Here is a 16,806-nt window from a genome sequence, read left to right as displayed (position 1 = left end):
CCCCCGAGGGCGGACACCGGCTCCTGCGCGTTCAGCTCACTGCGCGACGCTCAGGCAACTTCCGGAGGCAGCATGAGGCGCGCACCGGGGATGGCGTTGAGCAGCGCCTTGGTGTAGTCCCGCTGCGGCGCGTCGAAGACGTCGTCGGTCGAGCCTGTCTCCACCAGTTTGCCCTTCTCCATCACGCACACGTGGTCGGCGATCTGCCGCACCACCGCGAGGTCGTGGGTGATGAAAAGGTAGGTCAGGCCCAGCCGGGACTGCAGCTCAGCGAGGAGGTTCAGCACCTGCGCCTGCACCAGCACGTCCAGGGCGGACACGGCCTCGTCGCAGATGATCACTTCGGGATCCAAGGCCAGGGCACGGGCGATCGCGACACGCTGGCGCTGCCCGCCCGAGAGCTCGTTCGGGTACCGCTGCATCGTGGACTGCGGCAGTGACACCTGGTCCAGCAGCTCGCGGACCTTCTTTTCGCGGCTGGCCTTGTCCCCGATCTTGTGGACGCGCAGCGGCTCCTCGATGGTCCGGTAGATGTTGTACATCGGGTCCAGGGAACCATAGGGGTCCTGGAAGATGGGCTGCACCCGGCGGCGGAAAGCGAAGATCTCCTTGGTGTTCAGCGCGGAGGTGTCCACGCCGTCGAACACGATCTTTCCGGAAGTCGGCTCCAACAGGTTCAGCACCATCTGCGCGACGGTGGACTTGCCGGATCCCGACTCGCCCACGATCGCCGTCGTCGTTCCGCGCTTGACGTTGAAGGAGACGTCGTCGACGGCGGTGAAGTCGGTCGACTTGCCGAACCCGGAACGCAGCTTGAAGACCTTGCTCAGGTTCTGGATCTGCAGCACGTCTTCCGTCTGCGCCGGGGCAACCACGGCAGCCTCCGCGGGGGCCAGCAGTTCGTTCGTCGTAACGCCGAGCTCCTTGGCCACCTGGATGCGCCGTGACGCCAGCGACGGCGCCGAGGCCACCAGCCGCTGGGTGTAGGGGTGCTGCGGGTTCTGCAGCAGCTCCAGGGACGGGCCCGCCTCAACGACGTTGCCGCGGTACATGACCACGACCTTGTCGGCACGCTCCGCCGCGAGGCCGAGGTCGTGGGTGATGAGCAGCACGGACGTGCCCAGCTCCGAGGTCATCTTTTCGAGGTGGTCCAGGATCTGGCGCTGCACGGTGACGTCCAGGGCCGACGTCGGCTCATCGGCGATGAGCAGGCGCGGCTGGCAGGACAGGCCGATGGCGATCAGCGCGCGCTGGCGCATGCCGCCGGAGAACTCGTGCGGGTACTGCTTCGCCCGCCGGGCGGCGTCCGGCAGGCCGGCCTGCGCCAGCACCTTCGCGACGTCGTCCGGGCCGCTGGGTCGGCCGTTGGCCTTCAGCGTCTCCTTGACCTGGTCGCCGATCTTCCAGACCGGGTTCAGGTTGGACATCGGGTCCTGCGGGACCATGCCGATCGTGTTGCCGCGCAGTTCGATCATGCGCTTCTCGGATGCGTGCGAGATGTCCTCGCCGTCGAGCAGGATCTGCCCGCCGGCGATACGGCCGTTGCCGGGCAGCAGGCCAATGGCGGCCAGCGCCGTCGTGGACTTGCCGGATCCGGACTCGCCCACAATGGCGACGGTCTCGCCGGGCATGATGGTCAGGTGTGCGTTCCGCACGGCCTGGACCTCGCCGCTGCCGGTCTTGAACGAAATCGCGAGATCGCGGATTTCCAGCAGGGGCCGGTCGGCCGTGGTTCCGGCCTCTTGAATCGTGACGTCGGAAGTTGTCATGGGTGCCTCCTTCATCGCTGACGGCTCTTCGGGTCGAGCGCATCACGGAGGGCGTCGCCCAGCATGATGAAGCTCAACACGGTGATGGACAGGGCTGTTGCCGGGTAGAGCAGGACAGCCGGGTTGGTGCGGATGGAGGACTGCGCGGCGGAGATGTCGTTACCCCAGGACATCACGGAGCCGGGCATGCCGATTCCAAGGAACGAGAGTGTGGCTTCGGCGACGATGAAGACGCCGAGTTCCATGGTCGCCAGCACGATGATGGGGGCCAGGGCATTCGGGAGCACATGGCTGACCAGGGATCCGATCCGGGAGACACCGAGCGACCGGGCAGCCGTCACGAAGTCGGCGTTGCGCACCTCGATGACGGCGCCGCGGGTAATGCGGGCCATTTGCGGCCAGCCGAGGACCACCAGCACGAGGACGACCGTCCAGACACCGCGGTTTTCCCGCATGAGCGGAAGCTGGGTGAGGACCAGGGCGCCGAGGACGATCGGCAGGGCGAAGAAGATGTCGCCGAGGCGGGCGATGACGGTGTCAACCCAGCCGCCGAAGAAGCCGGCCAGGGCGCCAAGGGTGACGCCGATGATCAGCACGGAGATCACGGAGAACACACCAACCATGAGCGAAGCCTGGGTGCCGTGGATGATGCGCGAGTAGATGTCGCAGCCCTGGAAGGTGAACCCCAGCGGGTGGCCTTCGGTGGGTGCACCATTGGAGTTCGCCAGCTCGCAGCCGTTGTCCGGGGCCACCTGGGTGAAGAGCCCGGGGAACACCGCCACCACGATGATCAGCGCGATCATGACCGCGGAGATGATGAAGAGCGGACGACGGCGGAGCTTGCGCCAGGCGTCTGCCCAGAGGCTCAGCGGGGCGTCGTCGACTTTGACAGCATCCGTTGCCAGCAGCGGGGTTTCCTCGACCGGGGCAACAAAGTGCTCGAATTCTCGATTAGTTTTCATAGCGGATCCTCGGGTCAAGCCAGGCGTACAGCAGATCGACCAACAGGTTGGCGAGTACGAAGACCAGCACCAGGACGCTCACAATGGCGACCACGGTGGGGCCTTCGCTTCGGAGAATGGCCTGGTACAGCTTCTGGCCAACGCCGGGGACATTGAAGATGGCTTCGGTTACGATCGCGCCGCCCATCAGGCCACCCAGGCTCGCGCCGAGGTACGTGATCACGGGGATCAGCGAGTTGCGCAGGACGTGGGTCGTCACCACCTGGCGCCGGGCGAGGCCCTTGGCGGTGGCGGTGCGGACGTAGTCGGCGTTCATGTTCTCGATGACGGACGCACGCGTCAGGCGCAGCACGTAGGCGAAGGACACCATGCCCAGGACCACCGCAGGAAGGATCAGGCTCCCCCAGGTGACATTCGAGCCGACCGTTGGTTTGGCCCACCCCAGCTGGACGCCGATCAGCAGCTGCAGCGCGAAGCCGAGCACGAAGGTCGGGATGGCGATCACGACGAGCGAGAGCACGAGGACCGTGCTGTCGAAGATGCCGCCCTTGCGCAGGCCGGCGACGAGGCCGAAGGCGATGCCGAACACACCCTGGATGATGAGGGCCTCGATGGCGAGCATGGCCGTGACCGGGAAGACGCGGGCCAGGGTGGCGGCGATCGGCTGGCCGGTGAAGTCGACGCCGAGGTTGAAGGTGAAGAGGTTCTTGAGGAACAGGCCGTACTGGACCCAGAACGGTTGGTCCAGGTTGTACTGCTGGCGCAGCTGCGCGATGACCGCCTCGCTCGGCGGGCGGTCTCCGAAGAGCGCGCGGATGGGGTCGCCGGGGAGGGCAAAGACCATGAAGTAGACGAGCAGGGTGGTTCCGAGGAATACCGGAATGACCTGCAGCAGGCGCCGGAGGATGAACTGGATCACAGCAGCGCCTCCGGTGAGATGGTGGAACGAAGGGGAATCATGGGGACAGCTTCCTGCCGGTTTCAAGCATATGGGGGTCCGGCAAGGCCGGACCCCCAAGCTTTAGTGATGTGTGAATGAGTTCCGCAGAACTCAGGAACTACTTGGCCGTGATGGCCCAGTACTGCAGAACGCCGTTCCAGCCGGAGTCAACGTTGCTGACATTCTGGCTCCAGACAGCCTGGCGTGCGGAGTACCACAGCGGCAGGTTGGGGAGGTCCTGGAACAGGATCTCCTGTGCCTGGGTGAACTTCTTGTTGGCGTCGTCCGTGGACTTGGCGCCCAGGCCCTCGGTGAGGAGCTTGTCGAACTCGGGGTTCGAGTAGGCCTCGTAGTTGGCGCTGGCACCGGTCTTCAGGAGCGGGCCCAGGAAGTTGTACAGCGACGGGTAGTCAGCCTGCCAGCCGGCGCGGGTCAGGCCCGGCAGCTCCTTGGCGACGCGCAGCTTCAGGATTTCGGCGAACTTGGCGAATGGCTGGCCTTCGGCCTTGATTCCCAGGTTGTTCTTGAAGTTGTTGGCAACGGCGTCGATCCATTCCTTGTTGCCACCGTCGGTGTTGTACGCGAGCTGCAGGGTCTTGTCTGCGGGCCACGGGCTGATGGCGTCAGCCTTGGTCCAGAGGTCCTTCGCCTTGGCGGCATCGAACTTCAGGACCTCGGAGCCGGCGACGTTGTCGTTGTAGCCGTCAACGGCCGGGGATGTGAAGTCCTTGGCCGGGATGCGGGTGCCGGAGAAGATGACCTTGGTGATCTCCTCGCGGTTGATCGCCATGGAGAGGGCCTGGCGGCGCAGCTTGCCTGCTTCGCCCTGGAACTCGGGCAGGTAGCCCGGGATGTTCAGGGTGGAGTTGCCGGCGTACGGCTTGTTCAGGTTGTTCTCCGGGAAGTCCGTGGTGTACGTCTTCAGCGCGTTGGTGGGGAGAACGTCCGTCACGTCCAGGTTGTTGGCCTGGATGTCCGTGTAGGCCGGGGCCGGATCGGTGTAGAACTTGAAGGTCACGCCGCCGTTCCTGGCTTCGCGGGCCCCCTTGTAGTCAGCGTTCTTGACGAGGGCGATCTGGCTGTCGTGCTGCCAGGCGCCTTCCTTCTCCATCTTGTAGGGGCCGTTGCCGATCGGGTTCTCGCCGAACTTCTTCGGGTCCTTGATGGCGTCGGCGGGCAGTGGCATGAATGCCGAGTAGCCGAGGCGCAGCGGCCAGTCGGCCTCCGGCTGCGTCAGCTTGACCTCAATCGTGGAGTCGTCCTTCAGGACCAGTCCGGAGAGGGTCTGCGCGGTGGGGGCGGGAACCTCGGTTTCCTTGCCATCCGCTCCCGCCTGCTTCGAGGTGGCGCTGACGGCGTCGTAGCCTTCGACGGACTCGAAGAAGCTGCTGTTGCCCTGCGCGTTGGTGCTCAGCGCGGCAAAGTTCCAGGCGTCCACGAAGCTCTTGGCGGTGACTTCCTCGCCATTGGTGAACTTGGTGCCCTTTTTGACCTTGATGGTGTAGTTCTGGCCGTCCGCGGATTCGATGGACTCGGCCAGGGCGTTGACCGACTTGCCGCTGGGGTCGTAGCTGGTCAGGCCCTCGAAGAGGAGCTCGACGACGCGGCCGCCGTAGACTTCGCCGGTGTTGGCGGGCATCAGGGGGTTCTGCGGTTCATTGCTGTAAGCGGTGATGACCTTGTTGGGGTCGCCGGCAGCCTGGCTGGCACCGTTTGAGGTGCCGCCTCCGGCGCCGCATCCGGTCAGGGCGAGAGCGGCGATGGCCACCATGCCCAGTGCTTTGGAAGTGCGCGAAAAACGCATTCCGCCTCCTATGAGTTGTGGGAGTTCGTGAGGGAATAACTTATGCTTCCCCGCAGGCAGGCACAGGGGTATCCCCTGTGACGTGGCCTACATATACGAGTAGCCTAACCCGATACTGTCCAGATGGTGGAACTCTGTTGCCAAACCGTGACCCGACAAAAGCGTGACCGTTAGCGTCAAGCGCAATGTATTTCAAGTCACACACTACTGGCTGGTAGTATTCGGCGCCCCGGCAATCCCAGTTAACTGGCGTTAACTCTGTCCCGCGGCGAGAAGCTGGGCGCGCAATTCGCGCCGTTCCCGCTGCTTTTCCGGATCCGGAAGCGGCACCGCGGCCAGAAGCCGCTGCGTGTACGGTTCCTGCGGATTCCGCAGGATCTGGTCACGGGTGCCCTGCTCGACGATGCGTCCGCGCTGCATCACGCAGATCCGGTCCGCCAGCACGTCAACCACGGCGAGGTCGTGGGTGACGAAGAGGCAGGCGAACCCGAGCTCCTTCTGCAGGTTCTGGAACAGATCGAGAACCTTGGCCTGCACTGACACGTCCAGGGCCGAGGTGGGCTCATCGGCGACCATCAATTTCGGCTTCAGCGAGAGGGCCCGCGCGATGCCCACACGTTGCTTCTGCCCGCCGGAGAGCTCGTGCGGGTAGCGGTTGCGGTAGTTCCGCGGCAGCTCCACCTGGTCCAGCAGCGCCTCGATGCGTTTCTGCAGCTCGCCGCCTTTGGCCACCCCGGCGAGGAACATCGGCTCGCCGATCGGAAGCCGCGGGTTCAGCGACGACGACGGGTCCTGGAACACCATGCCAACGTGGCGGCGCATCTCGTGCAGCTGCCGGCCGTTCCTCTTGGCGGCGGAAATGTCCTGGCCAACGACCTTCATGGTCCCTGCCGCGACCGGCAGCAGCCCGACGGCGGCACGGCCGATTGTGGTCTTGCCCGAACCGGACTCCCCCACCAGCCCGACAACCTGCCCCGGATAGATCACCAGGTTGGCGCCCTCCACGGCGCGGAAGGCGGGCACCCGCCCCTGCTTGGGGTACTCGATGGCGACGTCCGTCAGCTCCAGGACCGGCTGCCCCTGGGGTTTTGCGGCCTCCGCGGCGGCCAGCGCCGCGGCATTTTCACGCTCGCGCCGGAGGAGCTGGTCTTCCGGGATGGAGGAGAGCTCGGCGTTGGTGGCGGCGGCGAGGGCGGCGGTAACGTCGACTTCCGCGGCGGAGTCCGCTCCGCCCTGCCCGAGGTGCGGAACGGCAGCCAGCAGGGCCCTGGTGTATTCGTGCTGGGGGTTATGGAAGATTTCCGCGGCCGTGCCGGTTTCCACGATCACGCCCCGGCGCATCACGGCGATCCGGTCGGCCAGGTCGGCGACAACTCCCATGTCGTGGGTGATCAGCACGATGGCGCTGTCCAGCTTGTTCCGCAGGTTGCGCATCAGGTCCAGGATTTCCGCCTGGACCGTGACGTCCAGGGCGGTGGTGGGTTCGTCGGCGATCAGCAGCTTTGGATCGCAGGAGAGCGACTGGGCGATCATCGCGCGCTGGCGCTGGCCGCCGGAAAGCTGGTGCGGGTAGGACCGGAACGCCTTCTCCGGATCCGGCAGCTCCACAAGCTCGAGCATGCGCAGGGCGCGCAGCCGGGCTTCGTCGGGCGAGACTTCGCTGTGCAGGCGGACGGTCTCCACGATCTGCGCGCCCACGGTGTAGACGGGGTTCAGGGCAGTCATGGGCTCCTGGAAGATCACGGCGACGTCCTTGCCCCGGACGGCCCGGATGTTGGCCTCGTTCGTCCCGAGCAGCTCCTGGCCGGCGAGCTTGACACTTCCGGTCACACGGCTGTTGCTGGGCAGCAAGCCCAGCAAAGCCATCGAGCTGGCGCTCTTGCCCGAACCGGACTCCCCCACAATGGCGAGCACCTCGCCGGCACGGACCTCGTAGTTCAACCTGATGGCGGCCGGGACCCATTTCTTGTCCACGCCGAAGTCGACGCTGAGATCGCGGACTTCCAGTACGGGTGCCCCTTGGTCAGGTACCGGGGTGACGGCCGGGTCGACGGCGATGAAGTCAGTCATGATGGGGTCTTCCTTCCACCCGAGCCACCGGTTCACCGGGGATTAGTGCTGCGGCTCGGAATACTGAATTATTGGGGGCATGAGCTCTGCGCCACATGCCGGTACCGATGAAATCTTCAAAGCCCGCACGAACAAGTGGTTCGCGTGGCTGTCCTGGGCGGTGGCGGCTTTCGGCATCGTGGTCACCGCGGTCTCCGCAGGTCCCGGGGCTCTGACCGGCGTCGCCCCGCTGCTGCTGGTCGCATTCCTCGGCTGGCAGCTGTTCTGGATGCCCGCCGTCGTGGTGCATGACGGCGGGGTCAGCCTGGAAAATCCGTTCCGGTCCGTCGCCGTTCCCTGGGCGGCCCTGGTGCATGTCGATACCCGTTTCGCGCTGACCCTGGTCACCGCCAAGAAGAGCTACACGTCCTGGGCCGCGCCGGCGCCCGGGATCTGGGGCGGCCGCAACGCCCGTCCGGAAGACCTCCAGGGACTTCCGGCCACAACGTACGGGCCCGGCCGGTCCGTGCGGCCCGGAGATCTCAAATCCACGGACTCCGGCCAGGCCGCCCGGCTTGTGCGGGAGCGCTGGGATGAGCTGGTGGAGAGCGGCCGGCTTTCGGCCGGCGACGCCGCGTCCACCCGGGCGACCGTGACGTACCGCTGGACGGCAATAATCGTTGACATACTGCTCCTGGCGGCCAGCTACTGGGCCGTCGCCGTCCAGTAGGCGGCGGCCCAGCCGGGCGGCACGGAACCGGACCGTCATCTAGTTGTCCTTGAGTTCGGTGAAGGCAGTGACCGGAGCCGGACCCGCTTCGGTTTCCGCCGCCTTCTTGGCATTGAACTTTTTCTGGCGCGGATCGAACGCATCCCGCAGGCCATCGCCGATGAAGTTGATGCTCAGGCAGATCAGCACGATAAACAAACCCGGGAACCAGAAGAGCCACGGCCGGGTCGCGAATGCTGCCTGGTTCTGCGAGATGAGCAGCCCCAGCGAGGTGTCCGGCGCCTTGACGCCGACACCCAGGTAACTCAGGGCTGTCTCGGTGAGGATGGCGGCCGACATGGTCAGGGTGACGTTAACGATCAGCACGCCGATGGCGTTGGGCAGGATGTGTTTGAAAATGATGCGTCCGTTGCTGGCCCCGGAGATCCGTGCCGCATCGACGAACTCACGTTCGCGCAGGGACAGGAACTCACCGCGCATCAGGCGTGCCAGGCCCACCCAGCTGATCAGGCCAAGGAAGATCCCGATGGCAAGGACGCCGTTGTTGCTGGCGAAGGAGGCAAACCAGCTTCCTTCATCCCGCCGTCCGGCCAACTGTGCCATCACGGCCGCAAGCAGCAGGGCCGGAATGATGATGATGACGTCCGTGAGGCGCATCAGGATCGCCTCGGTCCAGCCGCGGAAGTAGCCCGACAGCGCACCGACGATGACGCCGATCAGGCCGGCGATGAGGCCGATCACGATCATGATGGTGATCGACTGCTGGGCCCCGCGCATGGTCATGGCGAAGAGGTCGCGGCCGATCCGGTCCTGGCCGAACGGGTGTTCCCCCCACGCCGGCGGGAAGAAGGACGCGGTGGGCGCGCCGTCATTGACCAGCGGGGAGACGTCCTCGTGGCTGTACTTCCACCAGCCGGGGATGCCCGCATACCCAACGGAGGTGAAGGCCACGATGAAGATGATGGCGAAAACCACGAGCCCGATGATCGCTCCGGAGTGGCCGAGGAACCGTTTGCGGACGATCTGGCCCTGGCTGAGGCCCCTGGCCTCGAGAATGGGCTCGATTCCGGCGGCGTCCCCGCGGCCCGCACCGGCGTCCTCGGCCATGATTTCATCCTGCTGACTTGGCTGGCTCATGCTTTTACCCTTACGCGTGGATCAAGTGCGGAGTACGCAAGGTCCGCAATGAGGTTGAAGACCATGGCCGTGATGGCCACGCAGATGAAAACACCCATGACGGGGTTGGGGTCGATGTGCTGGATGCCGTCCAGGAAGAGGAACCCCATCCCCCGGACGGAGAAGACCGACTCGGTGATGACGGCGCCGCCGATCAGGCCGCCGATGTCGAACGCCACAATGGTGGCGATCGGAATCAGCGCGTTCCGGAAAGCGTGGCGCATAACGACGGTCCGCTCCGAGAGCCCCTTGGCCCTGGCGGTCCGGATGTAGTCCATGTTCATGATTTCCAGCATCGATGCGCGGGTGAAGCGTGTGTAGCCGGCCAGCGAAATCAGGATCAGCGCCAGGGTGGGGAGAATCAGGTGGGTGAAGGAGTCCAGGCTGAGGATCCAGAAGTCACCTTCGATGTTCGGGGTGCTGGCGCCGATGGTGGCGATGGGGCGGCCGCGGACCCGGCTGTTGTTGAAGTAGCTGGGCCACGCCTGCATGTAGCGGTCCAGCAGGATCAGGAATCCCACCAGGAACGAGGTCAATGCCGCCGCGCGCATCGACTGCCCGCGGTCGTAGCCACCCATCAGGAATCCGATCCCCAGGCCGACCAGCACGGCCGCCACCGCCAGCAGCACGATCATCAGGAACGTGGCCTCGTCCAGGAGAGGCTGGATCACGAAGTAGACGACCAGTCCAACGCCGACCGCGATGAGGGCGGACTGCAGTGCCTTGCGGTTTTTGAGGCCGGCCGAGAGCAGGGTGACGGCGAACGCGATGCCGACGCCGGCGATGGCGATGACAACGGGGCCAAGCCCGGGGTTCTTGAACCACTCGGTGGCGGAGAAGTACATCAGCACGGCACTCACGAACAGGAAGGCCACGCCGCCGGTGAGCAGCCGGCGCCCCATTGCGCCGCCTGCCGCCACCGCCGTGATCACTCCGGCCAGGGCGCCGATTGCCAGCGCGCTGGCTATCGGCACATCCGGGTTCCGGAGGAAGTCATTGAAGCCGATCGCGCCGAATTCCTTGAGCAGGACGGCGACCCAGAAAATCGGAAGGGAAAAGAACAGGAACGCCATGAACGTCACGCCGTAATCCAGGGTGCTGTACTGGCGCAGGGCTGTGACGATGCCCAGCGTGATGCCAATCAGGATGGCCAGAATGGTGGCGCCGGTGACGAGTGTCAGGGTCTGGATCAGCGCGTGCCCCAGGGCATCGGTGATGGGCTGGCCAGCGATGTTCTTGCCGAGATCGCAGGAGTTGGCGAAGGGGATGAGGCATTGCGCCGCACCGCCGAGCCATTTGAAGTACCGCAGCGGGGCGGGAGTATCCAGCTGCAGGAGTTCGGTCCGCGCGTCGATCAGCTGCTGTTTGTTGGGCGCGCTGCTGGCACGGAATTCCTCAAGCGGATCCCCCGACGCCGCTGTCAGGAGATACACCAGGAAAGACGCGCCGAGAAGGATGAGTGCGGCGGTAATCAGCCGCCGGACTATGTAGGTCACCATTGGAATCGAACCTCGGTATTCGGGCCCGGGGATTGCCCGGACCGGTCGCAGGGTCTGGCCTGTTCCCGCAGATAGTGCGGCGGGGCCAAGGCATCGTCAGGGGGTGTCGCCAGAAAGGCGTCGGGACCGTTCGTACCTTGGTCCCGACGCCTTTGCTGGCAAATGCTACGTGCGGTCGTCGGCTACTTCTGAGCCCACTCCCAGAAGTTCCACCAGACACCGGTCTGGTTCGGCATGTACTTCACGCCGGTGATGCGGTCGCTGTACGCGTCGACACCGACTGCCTGGAACAGCGGAAGGCCGTAGGCGGAAGCCCAGATCTTCTTGTCAATCTGGGTGATAAGGGCGTCCTGCTTGGACTTGTCCGTGGTGACGATCAGTTCGTCCATCAGCTTGTCGGCTTCAGGATCGGTGAACAGGTTGAAGTTGGAATCGTTGCCCGACTTGAAGATCTGCGGGACGCCGGAGACGCCAACACCCGAGTTGATCCAGCCGAAGATGGTGGCATCGTAGGAGCCGTCGCCAAGGGCCTTGCCCCAGTCAGACTTGCCGAGGCCGCCGTCGACAATCTTGAAGCCGGCCTTGGTGGCGGATTCGCGGATCAGCGAGTAGGCGTCAACACGGTTGGGGTTGTCCTTGTTGTACATGATGCGGACTTCGGGAGTGGCACCGTTCAGGAGCTTCTTGGCGCCTTCAATGTCCACGTCCTGGTAGGCCGAGGAACCGTTGTTCTTGACGGAATCGGCGTAGGAGGCCTGGTCCGGCACGAACAGCTGGGAATCGAGCGGGGCAGCCTTCGGATCGAGCTTCTTGACGATCTTGTCGACGATGTCCTTGCGCGGGACGGACTTCATGAACGCCTCGCGGACGTTCTTCTCGGCGAACGGACCACTGTAGTTCAGGTCGATGTGGTCGTAGGAGAGCTGGTTGCCGACCTCGACCGTGACGCCCTGGCTTTCAAGGGACTTGAGCTGCTCCACCGTATCGGCGGAGGCCTGCGGGGCGATGATGTCTGCCTCGCCGTTCTTGAGGGCCTGCACCTGGGCGGCGGAATCGCCAATGTAGCGGACGGTGATTTCGTCGAGCTTGGCCTCCGGACCCCAGTTGTAGTCCTTGTTCTTGACCATGGTGAGGGACTGGTCCTGGTTGACACCCTTGACAATGTAGGGGCCGTTGGAGAGGTACAGGCTCGGGTCCGCCGGGAGTGTCTTGGAGTCAAACCCGGTGTTCCACAGCTCGGCCATGGCCTGGAGCTGCGCGTTGGCGGCCTTGGGAGCCTTGGAGTCGCCGCGCGGCGTGGTCTTGAGCAGGTCGACGAACGCCTTGGCATCCGCGAGGCCTGCCTTCTTGGCCAGGACGTGGGCCGGGATGTCGATGCCGGGACCGCCAAGCGCGATTTCCCAGTCGGCAAAGGGCTTGGAGTACTTGATCGTCATGGACTTGCCGTCGTCGCTGAGCTCCGGGAAGTCCGTCAGTGCGATACCGGTGGGATCGCCGGCATACGAGAAGTAGGACGTTCCGGTCTTGGCTTCCGAATCGGCGTCGTTGTAGTACCCGGAGAAGGCGGCCCACTGCAGCAGGAGATCGGCGGTCGTGACGGGCGTGCCGTCTGACCACTTCACGCCGTCGTTGATGGTGTACTTGACCGTCAGCGGATCGTCCGAGCTCTTCTCCATCTTGCCGAACTTCTCGTTGCGCACAACGTTCAGCTTGTTGTCGATGTAGAAGAAGCCCGAGTGGGTGGCGTAGCTGATCTTGGAGTTGATGTCTGTGTTGCCGTCAGCCGTGTTGGGGTTGAACGTGTTGAAGGCGTTCACCTCCACGACTGTGGCAGATCCGCCTGATTTGCTTGCTGCCGCAGCAGTGGTCGGGGTTGTCCCGCCGCTGTTGCCTGCGCAGGCGCTGAGGGCCAGGGCAGCTGCTGCTGCCACGCCCACTGCTTTGGAAATACGACCGAAGCGCATTCCGCCTCCTTGTTTCTGTGGTGTGGTTGAGACCGAGGCCGTAGGCACCGGGCAGACGTCCACACTCCCCCAGCGGCAGTGTGGCCCGTCTCACATGGGATGAAGCGTAAACCCCAAAATCGGCCATACGCGTGGAAAGTTGACCAGCTGTAAAGTTCGTTACCGAGCTGCAACATTTGACACGCTTGCCCTGGCCGAATTCCGCAACGAGTATTGACGTTCCGGATGCTCCGCGCTAATGTCCCCGGGCACAGGAAAAGCCCCGATTCTGAAATCGGGGCCTCTCGAGTTAATCCTTAATTACTTGGTGAAATTACCAAGCCGTCATACGTTGAAGCGGAACTCCACCACGTCGCCGTCGACCATGACGTATTCCTTGCCTTCGATCCGGACCTTGCCGCGGGACTTCGCCTCCGCCATGGACCCGGCTTCGATGAGATCGTCGAACGAGACCACCTCGGCCTTGATGAAACCGCGCTGGAAATCGGAGTGGATCACACCGGCTGCCTGCGGGGCCGTGTCGCCCTGGTGGATGGTCCAGGCCCGGGTTTCCTTGGGTCCTGCCGTCAGGTAGGTCTGCAGCCCCAGGGTGTGGAAGCCGACGCGGGCCAGCTGGTCGAGTCCGGACTCGTCCTGGCCGTTCATTTCCAGCATCTCGCGGGCTTCTTCCTCGTCCAGCTCGACGAGGTCCGATTCGAGCTTGGCATCGAGGAAGATGGCGTCCGCCGGGGCAACCATGGCCCGCAGTTCTTCCTGCTTCTCGGGGCTGCCCAGAATGCCTTCGTCCGCATTGAAGACGTAGATGAACGGCTTGGCAGTCAGGAGGCTGAGCTCCTTGAGGTGCTCCATCTCAAGTTTGTCGCTCTTGACCGAGGCGAAGATGGTGTCGCCGCGTTCGAGGACGGCCTGGGCCGCCTTGATGGCGGCGAGCTCGGCGGCTTCCCGCTTCTTGATCTTGACTTCTTTTTCGATCCGCGGAATGGCATTTTCAATGGTCTGCAGGTCAGCCAGGATCAGCTCGGTGTTGATGGTCTCCATATCGGAGCGGGGATCCACCTTGCCGTCGACGTGGATGACGTCGGGGTCATCGAACACACGGACAACCTGGGCGATGGCCTCGGCCTCTCGGATGTTGGCGAGGAACTTGTTCCCCAGGCCTTCGCCTTCCGACGCACCCTTGACGATCCCGGCGATGTCGACGAAGGACACGGGAGCAGGCAGCAGGCGCTGGGACCCGAAGACGGCGGCCAGCTTGGCAAGCNNNNCCGCGGGTCCGGCAGGTTGACCACACCGACGTTCGGCTCGATCGTGGCGAACGGATAGTTCGCTGCGAGCACCTGGTTGCGGGTCAGTGCGTTGAAAAGGGTTGATTTGCCGACGTTGGGCAGTCCGACGATGCCAATAGTAAGAGCCACGAGTACTAATTCTACCTGCTGCAGCCCGGGTCACCGCGCCCGGCCGGCCAGCCGCCCGGTTCGCCGCTGGCAGGGCGTCGGCCGGAAAGTGTCACAGGGGCATGCCAGAGTGAAGGCATGGACGCTTTTGCACTCATTCTTTCCCTTCTCATGCTTCTCGTCGGCGCGGTCGCCGGCGCCGCCGTGGTCTATCTGCTGGTCCGGCGCCGCACCCTCGCGGTGGAGCAGGACTTCGACGCCGTCTCGGGCCGCCTGTCGGAGGTCAGCGCGCAGTTCGCCGCGGCCGACGCCGAGCGGCGGCTGCTGGCTGCCCAGAACCGGGAACTCGGCGAATCCCGGAACCAGGACGGCAGTGTGCTGCGGGCCCTGGCGCCGGTGGCGGAGAAGCTCACGGCGGTGCAGCAGCAGGTGGCTCTGCTGGAGCGCGACCGGCTGGAACAGTACGGCCAGCTGGCCCAGCAGCTGCAGGAGGCCCGGCTGTCCGACGAGCAGCTGCTGCGCTCGACGCATGCCCTGGAGTCCGCACTGCGGTCCAACAGCGCCCGCGGTCAGTGGGGCGAGGTCCAGCTGCGCCGCGTCGTCGAGGCAGCCGGCATGCTGCGCCACGTCGATTTCCACGAGCAGGTGCACAGCGGGCCGCACGGCGCCGCAGCGGAGGCCAGTGTCCGGCCCGACCTCGTGGTGCAGCTGCCGGGCCAGAAGCAGCTGGTGGTCGACGCCAAGGTGCCGCTGGCGTCCTATCTGGCGGCGCAGGAGCTGGGGGCATCGGCCCCGGGGCAGCAGCACGCGCAGGTCCTGGGCGGGCAGCAGGCCCATCTGCTGGCCCACGCCAAGGCGCTGAAGGCGCATGTCGACGCGCTGAGCGGCAAGAAGTACTGGGACATTCCCGGCAACTCCCCGGAGCTTGTGGTCTGCTTCCTGCCGGCCGAGTCGATCCTGGCCGCCGCCCTCTCGGCCGACCCGGCGCTGCTGGACTACGCCTTGTCCAGGAATGTGGTGCTGGCCTCGCCCTCGACCCTGCTGGCGGTCCTGAAGTCTGTCGCCTTCACCTGGCGCCAGGACGTCCTGACGGACAGCGCGCGGGAGCTCTTCGAACTCGCCCACCAGCTCTATGAGCGGATGGGAACGCTCGGTGAGAACGTCACCAAGCTCGGCGCCTCATTGAAAACGTCCGTGGACCGCTACAACTCCATGGTGGGCACCCTGGAGGCGCGGGTGCTGCCGACCGCGCGGAAGCTCAATGCCCTGGACGCGACAGGGCTGGCCACACCTGCCGCCGTGGAGGTGACGCCGCGTTCCGTGGCCGCCCCGGAACTCCAGCCCGGGAACGGGCCGGTCGAAGAGGACCGGGAGTCAGCAGCCTAGGAGGTCTGGGCCTCGCGTGTCCCGCGGCCCCCGAGGGCGCGGGTCACGTCGCCGGCCTGCTTCAGGGTGGCGCGCAGTTCCTTCGGCAGCGAGAAGAGCAGATCCTCCTCGGCCGTGACGACTTCCTCGACCGAGCCGTAGCCGTAGTCGGCCAGCAGCCGCAGGACGTCCTTGACCAGGACTTCCGGGACCGACGCACCCGAGGTCACACCGACCGTGGCCACGCCTTCGAACCAGGATTCGTCCACCTCATTGGCGAAGTCCACGCGGTAGGAGGCTTTCGCGCCGTATTCCAGGGCCACTTCCACGAGCCGGACCGAGTTCGACGAGTTGGCCGATCCGACCACGATCACCAGGTCGGCCTGGGGTGAGATTTTCTTGATGGCCACCTGGCGGTTGGTGGTCGCGTAGCAGATGTCGTCGCTGGGCGGATCCTGCAGGGTCGGGAACCGTTCCTTCAGGAGCCGGACCGTTTCCATGGTTTCGTCCACGCTGAGTGTGGTCTGGGACAGCCAGATGACCTTTTCGGGATCCCGGACCGTGACCTTGTCGACCTCGTGCGGGCCGTTAATGATCTGGATGTGCTCGGGGGCCTCGCCAGCGGTTCCTTCGACTTCCTCGTGGCCGTCATGGCCGATGAGCAGGATGTCGAAGTCGTCCTTCGCGAAGCGGACGGCTTCTTTGTGCACCTTGGTCACGAGCGGGCAGGTCGCGTCGATGGTCCGCAGCCCCCGGTCCTCGGCGGACTGGACCACGGCGGGTGAGACACCGTGGGCGGAGAAGATCACCAGGGCCCCCTCAGGGACCTCGTCGGTCTCGTCCACGAAGATGGCGCCTTTTTCCTCCAGGGAGCTGACGACATGCACGTTGTGGACAATCTGTTTGCGGACGTAGACCGGCGGGCCGTAGTGCTCGAGGGCCTTTTCCACCGCAATGACCGCGCGGTCGACGCCGGCGCAGTAGCCGCGCGGGGCCGCGAGCAGGACCCGTTTCGGGCCGGCCACGGGGGCTGCCGCCAGCACGTCTTCCGGCGTGCGCCGCCGGCGCGGAACGGTTGGCATCGGAATGGAAACAGCGGTGGAGGTCATGCCCCAATGCTACCGGTGTTGACTGGGCACCTGTTGTGGCTGGGG

General features: G+C 65.0%; 11 protein-coding genes and 1 pseudogene. 2 read left to right on the top strand and 10 right to left on the bottom strand.

The window, feature by feature from the left end; translation table 11 throughout:
- Positions 1–50: 50 nt before the first annotated feature.
- The 5 genes from K789_RS0120795 to K789_RS0120775 form a co-directional block, all read right to left on the bottom strand.
- Positions 51–1,769 carry an ABC transporter ATP-binding protein gene (locus K789_RS0120795; RefSeq protein ID WP_024368433.1) on the bottom strand — a complete coding sequence of 573 codons (1,719 nt, stop codon included), beginning with the start codon at positions 1,767–1,769 and terminating at the stop codon, positions 51–53.
- 11 nt (positions 1,770–1,780) lie between these two features.
- Positions 1,781–2,731, bottom strand: a complete 951-nt coding sequence (locus K789_RS0120790) for an ABC transporter permease (protein WP_024368432.1) — start codon at positions 2,729–2,731, stop codon at positions 1,781–1,783.
- Positions 2,721–3,650: an ABC transporter permease gene (locus K789_RS0120785; protein ID WP_024368431.1), complete on the bottom strand. Its 930-nt coding sequence runs from the start codon at positions 3,648–3,650 to the stop codon at positions 2,721–2,723. The genes K789_RS0120790 and K789_RS0120785 overlap by 11 nt, the downstream gene beginning before the upstream one ends.
- Positions 3,651–3,789: 139 nt before the next feature.
- Positions 3,790–5,475, bottom strand: coding sequence for a peptide ABC transporter substrate-binding protein (locus K789_RS0120780; RefSeq protein WP_024368430.1), 1,686 nt, complete (start codon positions 5,473–5,475; stop codon positions 3,790–3,792).
- Between the two features lie 252 nt (positions 5,476–5,727).
- Complete coding sequence (locus K789_RS0120775; RefSeq protein ID WP_024368429.1) at positions 5,728–7,545, bottom strand: dipeptide ABC transporter ATP-binding protein; 1,818 nt, start codon at positions 7,543–7,545, stop codon at positions 5,728–5,730.
- A gap of 79 nt (positions 7,546–7,624) precedes the next feature.
- Between K789_RS0120775 and K789_RS0120770 the strand changes: the two genes are divergently transcribed.
- Complete coding sequence (locus tag K789_RS0120770) at positions 7,625–8,254, top strand: PH domain-containing protein (RefSeq protein WP_024368428.1); 630 nt, start codon at positions 7,625–7,627, stop codon at positions 8,252–8,254.
- A gap of 39 nt (positions 8,255–8,293) precedes the next feature.
- On the opposite strand, the gene K789_RS0120765 is transcribed toward K789_RS0120770, so the two are convergent.
- The 4 genes and pseudogenes from K789_RS0120765 to ychF all read right to left on the bottom strand — a co-directional run bounded on the left by K789_RS0120765 (position 8,294) and on the right by ychF (position 14,308).
- Positions 8,294–9,361, bottom strand: a complete 1,068-nt coding sequence (locus K789_RS0120765; RefSeq protein ID WP_024368427.1) for an ABC transporter permease — start codon at positions 9,359–9,361, stop codon at positions 8,294–8,296.
- Between the two features lie 26 nt (positions 9,362–9,387).
- Positions 9,388–10,929: an ABC transporter permease gene (locus tag K789_RS0120760; protein WP_024368426.1), complete on the bottom strand. Its 1,542-nt coding sequence runs from the start codon at positions 10,927–10,929 to the stop codon at positions 9,388–9,390.
- Between the two features lie 182 nt (positions 10,930–11,111).
- Positions 11,112–12,893: an ABC transporter family substrate-binding protein gene (locus K789_RS0120755; protein WP_024368425.1), complete on the bottom strand. Its 1,782-nt coding sequence runs from the start codon at positions 12,891–12,893 to the stop codon at positions 11,112–11,114.
- Between the two features lie 324 nt (positions 12,894–13,217).
- Positions 13,218–14,308 (bottom strand): annotated as a pseudogene (gene ychF, locus K789_RS23725) (redox-regulated ATPase YchF).
- 117 nt (positions 14,309–14,425) lie between these two features.
- Between ychF and K789_RS0120745 the strand changes: the two are divergent.
- Positions 14,426–15,673 (top strand): DNA recombination protein RmuC, encoded by a 1,248-nt coding sequence (locus K789_RS0120745; RefSeq protein ID WP_024368424.1) that lies wholly within the window; start codon positions 14,426–14,428, stop codon positions 15,671–15,673.
- Here K789_RS0120745 and K789_RS0120740 read toward each other — a convergent pair.
- The gene (locus K789_RS0120740) at positions 15,670–16,761 is read right to left on the bottom strand and encodes a 4-hydroxy-3-methylbut-2-enyl diphosphate reductase (RefSeq protein WP_024368423.1); all 1,092 of its coding nucleotides are present in this window, start codon (positions 16,759–16,761) and stop codon (positions 15,670–15,672) included. The genes K789_RS0120745 and K789_RS0120740 overlap by 4 nt on opposite strands.
- Positions 16,762–16,806 lie beyond the last annotated feature (45 nt).

The organism is Arthrobacter sp. TB 26 (assembly GCF_000427315.1).
Lineage (GTDB): Bacteria > Actinomycetota > Actinomycetes > Actinomycetales > Micrococcaceae > Arthrobacter.
This window is presented reverse-complemented; position numbering and strand designations above follow the sequence as displayed.